This is a genomic window from Affinundibacterium baiyunense (assembly GCF_018139645.1).
GTDB classification, from domain to species: domain Bacteria; phylum Pseudomonadota; class Gammaproteobacteria; order Burkholderiales; family Burkholderiaceae_D; genus Undibacterium; species Undibacterium baiyunense.
Genome location: NZ_JAGSPM010000006.1, coordinates 293969 through 300851 on the forward strand (window position 1 = coordinate 293969; position 6883 = coordinate 300851).

Annotated in this window: 6 protein-coding genes; all 6 read left to right on the forward strand. The window is 45.9% G+C overall.

The features are described from left to right. The first annotated feature begins 48 nt into the window (after positions 1-48). The gene (gene murC / locus KDM92_RS11920) at positions 49-1431 is read left to right on the forward strand and encodes a UDP-N-acetylmuramate--L-alanine ligase (protein WP_189346047.1); all 1383 of its coding nucleotides are present in this window, start codon (positions 49-51) and stop codon (positions 1429-1431) included. A 50-nt stretch (positions 1432-1481) separates the two neighbouring features. Beyond that, positions 1482-2426, forward strand: a complete 945-nt coding sequence (locus tag KDM92_RS11925) for a D-alanine--D-alanine ligase (protein WP_212684668.1) — start codon at positions 1482-1484, stop codon at positions 2424-2426. 29 nt (positions 2427-2455) lie between these two features. Further along, positions 2456-3229 carry a cell division protein FtsQ/DivIB gene (locus KDM92_RS11930; protein ID WP_212684669.1) on the forward strand — a complete coding sequence of 258 codons (774 nt, stop codon included), beginning with the start codon at positions 2456-2458 and terminating at the stop codon, positions 3227-3229. Between the two features lie 174 nt (positions 3230-3403). Further along, complete coding sequence (gene ftsA / locus KDM92_RS11935) at positions 3404-4636, forward strand: cell division protein FtsA (protein WP_189346044.1); 1233 nt, start codon at positions 3404-3406, stop codon at positions 4634-4636. Positions 4637-4817: 181 nt separating this feature from the next. Next, on the forward strand, positions 4818-6014 hold the full coding sequence (gene ftsZ / locus KDM92_RS11940) for a cell division protein FtsZ (RefSeq protein WP_189346349.1): 1197 nt from the start codon (positions 4818-4820) through the stop codon (positions 6012-6014). 190 nt (positions 6015-6204) lie between these two features. Beyond that, positions 6205-6711, forward strand: a complete 507-nt coding sequence (locus KDM92_RS11945; protein WP_212684670.1) for a peroxiredoxin — start codon at positions 6205-6207, stop codon at positions 6709-6711. The last annotated feature ends 172 nt before the right edge of the window (positions 6712-6883 follow it).

The following is a 6883-nucleotide window of genomic DNA, read 5'->3' on the forward strand; positions in this document are numbered from 1 at the left end:
GAATCAGTAGAAATCAAGCAGAAAATAATTAGGTTCAATGAGAGAAATATGAAACATAAAGTAAAGCACTTACATTTTGTCGGTATCGGTGGCTCAGGTATGAGCGGCATCGCTGAAGTGCTATTGAATCTAGGCTATGTCATTTCTGGATCCGATTTAAGCAGCAATGCCGCTTCACAACGCTTAGCGAGTTTGGGTGCAAAAGTGACGGTAGGTCATGCAGCAGAAAATATCGAAGGTGCTGATGCGGTTGTGACTTCGACAGCAGTCAAAGCAGATAATCCGGAAGTGATCGCAGCACGTGAAAAACACATCCCTATCGTGCCACGTGCATTGATGTTGACGGAGTTAATGCGCTTAAAAAGTGGTATCGCGATTGCAGGTACGCATGGCAAGACTACCACCACTAGCTTGGTCGCGAGTATTTTGGCTGAAGGCGGTTTAGATCCAACTTTTGTGATTGGTGGATTGCTCAATAGTGCCGGGGCAAATGCGAAACTGGGTAGTGGTCAATACATCGTCGCGGAAGCGGATGAGTCCGACGCATCGTTTCTGAATTTGTTACCTGTCATTGAAGTCATTACGAATATCGATGCAGATCACATGGAAACCTATGACCATGACTTCGCCAAATTGAAACAAGCTTTCGTTGATTTCACTTTGCGTTTGCCATTTTATGGCGTTGCGATGTTATGTATGGATGATCCTAATATCCGTGAAATCATGCCGAGAATCACCAAGACGATTGTGACTTACGGCTTCCATGAAGAAGCGGAAGTGCGGGCAATTAATGCTAGCGCAGCAAATGGCAAGATGCATTTCACCGTCGTGCAAAAGGGTTACGCTGATATGCAAGTGAGCTTGAATCAACCCGGTATGCACAATGTACAAAATGCCTGTGCCGCGATCGCAATTGCGCGTGAAGTTGGGGTGGAAGACAGTGCGACACAAAAAGCCTTGAGTGAATTTAATGGTGTTGGTCGCCGCTTTACCCGATATGGTGAAATCGCATTGCAAGGTGGTGGTAGTTTTGCTTTGGTCGATGATTATGGACATCACCCAGTAGAAATGGCTGCGACTTTGGCTGCGGCGCGAGGTGCTTATCCGAATCGTCGTTTGGTACTGGCGTTTCAACCGCATCGTTATACCCGCACACGTGATTTGTTTGAAGATTTTGTAAAAGTGATGTCGACTGCCGATGCGGTGGTATTGGCAGAAGTGTATGCGGCAGGCGAAGCGCCTATTGTTGCGGCGGATGGTCGTGCGATGACCAGAGCATTACGCGTATTGGGAAAAGTTGAACCGATTTTTGTGGAGAACATGCAAGACATGCCCGAAGCATTGCGTCAAATGTTACGTGATGGGGATGTCTTAATCGTGATGGGAGCTGGCTCGATTAGTTCAGTGCCAGCAAAACTAGCGGGTAAATAAGCAGGTCAAAAAAACTCACGCGAAAACTTATTAAATTGGATGATGAAGAAATGAAAGAACTTGGCAAAGTAGGTGTGTTATTTGGCGGCCGCTCAGCAGAGCGCGAAGTGTCGATGATGTCTGGCACAGGCGTGTTGAACGCCTTAAAAAGTCGGGGTGTAGACGCACATGGTTTTGATCCAGCCGAACGTAGTTTGGCAGAACTTGCAGCGGAAAAATTTGATCGCGTATTTATCGCATTACATGGTCGTTACGGTGAAGATGGTAGTTTGCAAGGTGCTTTGGAACAGTTAGGTATTCCTTACACCGGTAGCGGAGTGATGGCTTCATCGGTAGCAATGGATAAGATTTTTACAAAAAAAATCTGGCTATATCATGGTTTAACTACGCCTAAGTACGCAGTGTTAAATGGGAATACCGATTTAGCTCAAGTAGTTGAAAATTTAGGATTGCCTTTGATCGTCAAACCACCACATGAAGGTTCGACTATCGGCATTACCAAAGTCACTAGCGCGGACGCACTGCCAAGTGCGTATCAATTAGCCGCGACTTTTGATGAAGAAGTATTGGCAGAAGAATTTATTCAGGGACGTGAACTTACAGTTGCGGTATTAGGACGTGGAGCGGGAGCGTATGCCTTGCCGCTGATTGAAATTGTCGCGCCAGATGGTAATTATGATTATCAAAACAAATATTTTACTGACGATACTAAGTATTTGTGTCCAGCACCAATAGATGAAGCTTTGACTCAAGAGATTAAAACGATGTGTGAGGAAGCGTATCGTGCGGTTAATTGTGAGGGATGGGCGCGCATTGATGTGCTGTTACGTGCAAGTGATAACAAACCATTTTTGATCGAGATTAATACCTCGCCGGGTATGACGGGGCATTCTTTAGTTCCTATGGCAGCGAAGGCGGCGGGTATGAGCTATGAAGATGTGTGTGTAGAAATTTTGAAGACAGCGCGGTTGAAGATCGCGACTGACTCCAAGTAATTTTCACTTAGAAAGTAGAAACCGAGTTTATGTGGCATGACGCAAAGCTGCTCAATGCAATCGCTAATGCCTTGTTTGGTTTGGTGTTGTTGATTTTGCTTGCGTCTGGAATTTGGTGGGTAATTCAACGACCAGTATTTTCATTGCAGACGGTACGAGTCGAGGGCAGTCAGCAAAAAGAATTGAGACATGTGAACGCATTGGCGATCCGTGATCAAGCAATACCAAAGATTAAAGGAAATTTTTTTACGACGAATTTGGACCAGGTGAGATTGGCATTTGAATCTGTACCTTGGGTAAGAAAAGCGAGTGTGCAAAGAGTGTGGCCAGATAAATTATTGGTTGCATTAGAAGAGCATGAGGTACTGGGAACCTGGGGTGATGACGGACGATTAATTTCCACCGCAGGCGATGTATTTACGGCGAACTTAGCAGAAGCGGAAGAAGACACTGAGTTGGTTGGTTTGATTGGACCCGACGGAAGTGAGCGAGAAGTGGTTGCGCAATATCGGCAATTTAGAGATTGGTTTTCCAGTATCAATCTCGAGCCGGAAGCGGTGTCTTACTCAAGCCGATATGCTTGGACTGTTGTGCTAAATAATGGTCTGCGCGTGGAGTTAGGGAAAGTACAGGATCAAGGCGGATTGAAACGTCGCGTCGATCAGTTGATTAAGGTCTATCCGCAGTTGGTTACGCGTTTGCAGGACAAGATTATTAGCGTTGATATGCGCTATCCGAATGGATTGGCTTTGCAATCAAGTACCGGTAGTTTTGGTATCAAGAACAAAGCTAGTTCTAAATAACGTGAATAGCTGGAATTGTAAGTAGGTAGTGATGTGAATAGTTGAGTGGCAGAGCCGGGTAATAGAGATGCGACGCTTGAGCTAGGTCACAAAATATGGTGGTAAGTAGGAGTTGACCAATAGTGTCAACTTCACATACGAGAATGAATACTTTAAATAAGTAAGTGGAAGACTATGACAAAAGACGCAAAGAACCTAATCGTTGGCCTCGATATCGGCACTTCGAAAATTGTGGCGGTTGTTGCTGAAGTGATGCCAGATGGACGTCATGAGGTGATTGGTTTGGGTCAGCATGAGTCAAAAGGTTTAAAGAAAGGCGTGGTCGTGAATATTGAAGCGACCGTGGAATCAATTCAGCGCGCGTTGGAAGAAGCGGAATTGATGGCTGACTGCAAAATTCGTACTGTCTATACCGGTATTGCTGGTAGTCATATCCGCAGTTTTAATTCTAGTGGGATGGTCGCGATTAAGGATAAGGAAGTGACTGCAGCCGACGTTTCGCGTGTGATTGAAACCGCGAAGGCAGTGAATATTCCAACCGACCAGCAATTGCTACACACTTTGCCGCAAGAGTTCATCGTCGATAGCCAAGATGACGTGCGCGAGCCGATCGGCATGAGCGGCATTCGATTAGAAGTCAAAGTACACATTGTGACTGGCGCCGTGTCTGCGGTACAAAATATCGTTAAGTGCGTGCGTCGCTGTGGGCTCGAAGTGTCGGATTTGATTTTGCAACCAATGGCATCAGCTGATGCGGTGTTGACGAATGATGAAAAAGAGCTGGGTGTGGTCTTGATTGATATTGGCGGCGGCACCACCGATGTTGCGGTGTTCAGCGAAGGTTCGATTCGACATACCGCGGTGATTCCGATTGCTGGCGATCAAATCACCAATGACATTGCGATGGCCTTGCGCACGCCAACTTCCGAAGCAGAAGAAATCAAGATTCGTTTCGGTGTTGCGAAACAAGTGTTGGCAGATCCGGCAGACAGTTTGGAAGTGCCCGGTCTTGGTGATCGCGGCCCACGTTCTTTATCGCGCCAAGCTTTGGCCGCCGTAATCGAGCCACGCGTTGAAGAATTATTCGCATTGGTTCATCAAGTAGTACGTGAGTCCGGTTATGAAGATGTGCTGTCCTCGGGCATCGTGTTAACCGGCGGCTCTTCTACTATGCAAGGAATGGTGGAGATGGCAGAGGATATTTTTCTGAAGCCAGCACGATTGGGTATGCCGGCCTATTCGGGACAGTTAGCAGATGTGGTGCGAAGCCCGCGTTACGCCACCGTTTTAGGTTTGTTGTTGGAAGCGAAGAAGCAGTACTTACGAGGTCATATTGTGACGCGCCAAGCAGGTTCGGCAAGCGCAGTTTGGCAGCGTATGAAGGAGTGGTTTCAAGGGAATTTCTAATTCCATTTTTAGTTTTGAAAAATAGTGTTTCTTTATAGATGAAATGAGGCGATTTGCAGCATATTTTTTACTACAATTTGCTGCAATCATTTTATAATGTTGCGAAATACAGTTTTCATTCGCTAGGCATCACATCGTGTGAGGATTAGCGACTGAAAACTGCCTACAAGGGGGATTCATGATGGAGTTCGATATGGTTGATAACGCTACGCAAGGCACAGTGATCAAAGTGGTTGGTGTCGGTGGCGCTGGTGGTAATGCCGTTCAGCATATGATTAACAAAGGTGTTTCTGGTGTTGAGTTCATTGCTGCAAACACGGATGCGCAGGCATTGACACAATCTGGTGCACATAATGTGATTCAGATTGGTGAAACTGGTTTAGGTGCTGGCATGAAGCCTGAAGTAGGTCGTCAGCTCGCAGAAGAATCTCGCACGCGCATCGAAGATGCATTACGTGGCGCACACATGGTATTCATCGCTGCTGGTATGGGTGGCGGAACCGGTACTGGTGCCGCACCTGTGGTCGCACAAATTGCGAAAGAACAAGGCGCGTTAACCGTAGCGGTAGTTTCTAAGCCTTTTTCTTACGAAGGTAAGAAATGCATGGATATCGCTGACGAAGGTTTGGAAGCTTTATCGAAACATGTCGATTCTTTGATCATCATCTTGAATGAAAAGCTCGAAGAAATTTACGAAGATGACAGCATGATTGAGTGGTTAGGTCATGCAGACAACGTGTTGAATAATGCAGTTGCTGGCATCGCAGAGATCATCAATGTTCCAGGCCATATTAATGTCGACTTCAATGACGTGAAAACGATCATGGGTGAACAAGGTAAGGCAATGATGGGAACTGCGACCGCATCTGGTGTTGATCGCGCCCGTATCGCTGCCGAACAAGCAGTCGCATCTCCTTTGTTAGACGGCATCGACTTGTCTGGCGCACGTGGCGTATTGGTCAATGTGACTGCAAGCCGCGGATTAAAAGGTAAAGAAATTAAAGAAGTTATGGCCGCTGTGCGCGCATTTGCTGCACCAGACGCTTCGATTGCGCAAGGTATTGCTTATGATGATGCGATGGGTGACGAGATTCGTGTCACCGTCGTTGCTACAGGTCTAGGTCGTGGCAAGAAAAATATTCAGTTAGTGCAAACGCCAATGTTACGTACTGGAACGCATGATGAGCCAGTCATGATGGCAAGTCCTGCAATGGCAACCACAGCGAGCAAGACAACAACGTCTGTCAATGCAGGTTTTGATAGTTTGACGAAGCCAGCAGTATGGCGTCATTCTGCAACGGAACAAGTTCGTGCTTTAGAAAAAAATGGAATGGAAACTTATGACATTCCAGCATTTTTACGTAAGCAAGCGGACTAATTCGTCACGCTATGTAGGATAAATAGCGATTAGTTACTCAAGCTAGCTAGTTTGGTATCAAAAAACGCCAGTCATTTGACTGGCGTTTTGCTTTCTGCAAAAAAATGTCGTTTAGGGCATACTTGCAAACTTCCCTTTATCCAACATGGATTAGGCGAGAATTTATTTTTTAATTTTTAGGGAGTTCACTATGAGCATCAACGTTGGCGACAAATTACCTGCAGGCAGTTTGGCCGAATTTATCGAAGTTGAATCAGAAGGCTGTTCATTGGGGCCGAATACTTTTGATGTGGCAGAACTCACTAAAGGCAAAACCATTGCGATTTTTGGCTTGCCAGGTGCATACACACCAACATGTTCCGCTAAACATGTGCCAGGCTATGTTGAACACGCGGCTGCATTGAAAGCCAAGGGTGTGGATGAAATTTGGTGCATCTCTGTGAACGATGCTTTCGTGATGGGTGCTTGGGGACGAGATCAAAAAGCCACTGGCATTGTGCGTATGATGGCGGATGGTAATGCGGCTTTCAGCAAAGCTTTGGGTCTTGATGCGGACTTCAGTAAATTTGGTATGGGTGTTCGCTCACAGCGTTACTCGATGGTTGTGGTTGATGGCGTAGTGAAGCATTTAAATGTTGAAGAAGGCGGTAATTTCGCTGTGTCGAATGCAGAAACAATGTTGGCGCAATTAGCTTAATTTTATTTTCCGCCGTTTTTCAATGTAAAAAATGCGTATCGATGTGTAAACTGAACCCCAAAAGTTGGACACCAACTTTTGGGGTTTTTTAATGGCTAAACATACAGAAGAGTTTAAATACCGTGTAGTGCAAGAGTATTTAAGTGGCGCACTGGGGTATCTTGCATTAAGT

Excerpts from the sequence above, each read along its gene's own strand:
- KDM92_RS11930 (WP_212684669.1), top strand. The coding sequence starts at position 2,456 with ATGTGGCATGACGCAAAGCTGCTCAATGCAATCGCTAATGCCTTGTTT.
- KDM92_RS11925 (WP_212684668.1), top strand. The coding sequence starts at position 1,482 with ATGAAAGAACTTGGCAAAGTAGGTGTGTTATTTGGCGGCCGCTCAGCA.
- ftsA (WP_189346044.1), top strand. The coding sequence starts at position 3,404 with ATGACAAAAGACGCAAAGAACCTAATCGTTGGCCTCGATATCGGCACT.
- ftsZ (WP_189346349.1), top strand. The coding sequence starts at position 4,818 with ATGGAGTTCGATATGGTTGATAACGCTACGCAAGGCACAGTGATCAAA.
- KDM92_RS11945 (WP_212684670.1), top strand. The coding sequence starts at position 6,205 with ATGAGCATCAACGTTGGCGACAAATTACCTGCAGGCAGTTTGGCCGAA.
- murC (WP_189346047.1), top strand. The coding sequence starts at position 49 with ATGAAACATAAAGTAAAGCACTTACATTTTGTCGGTATCGGTGGCTCA.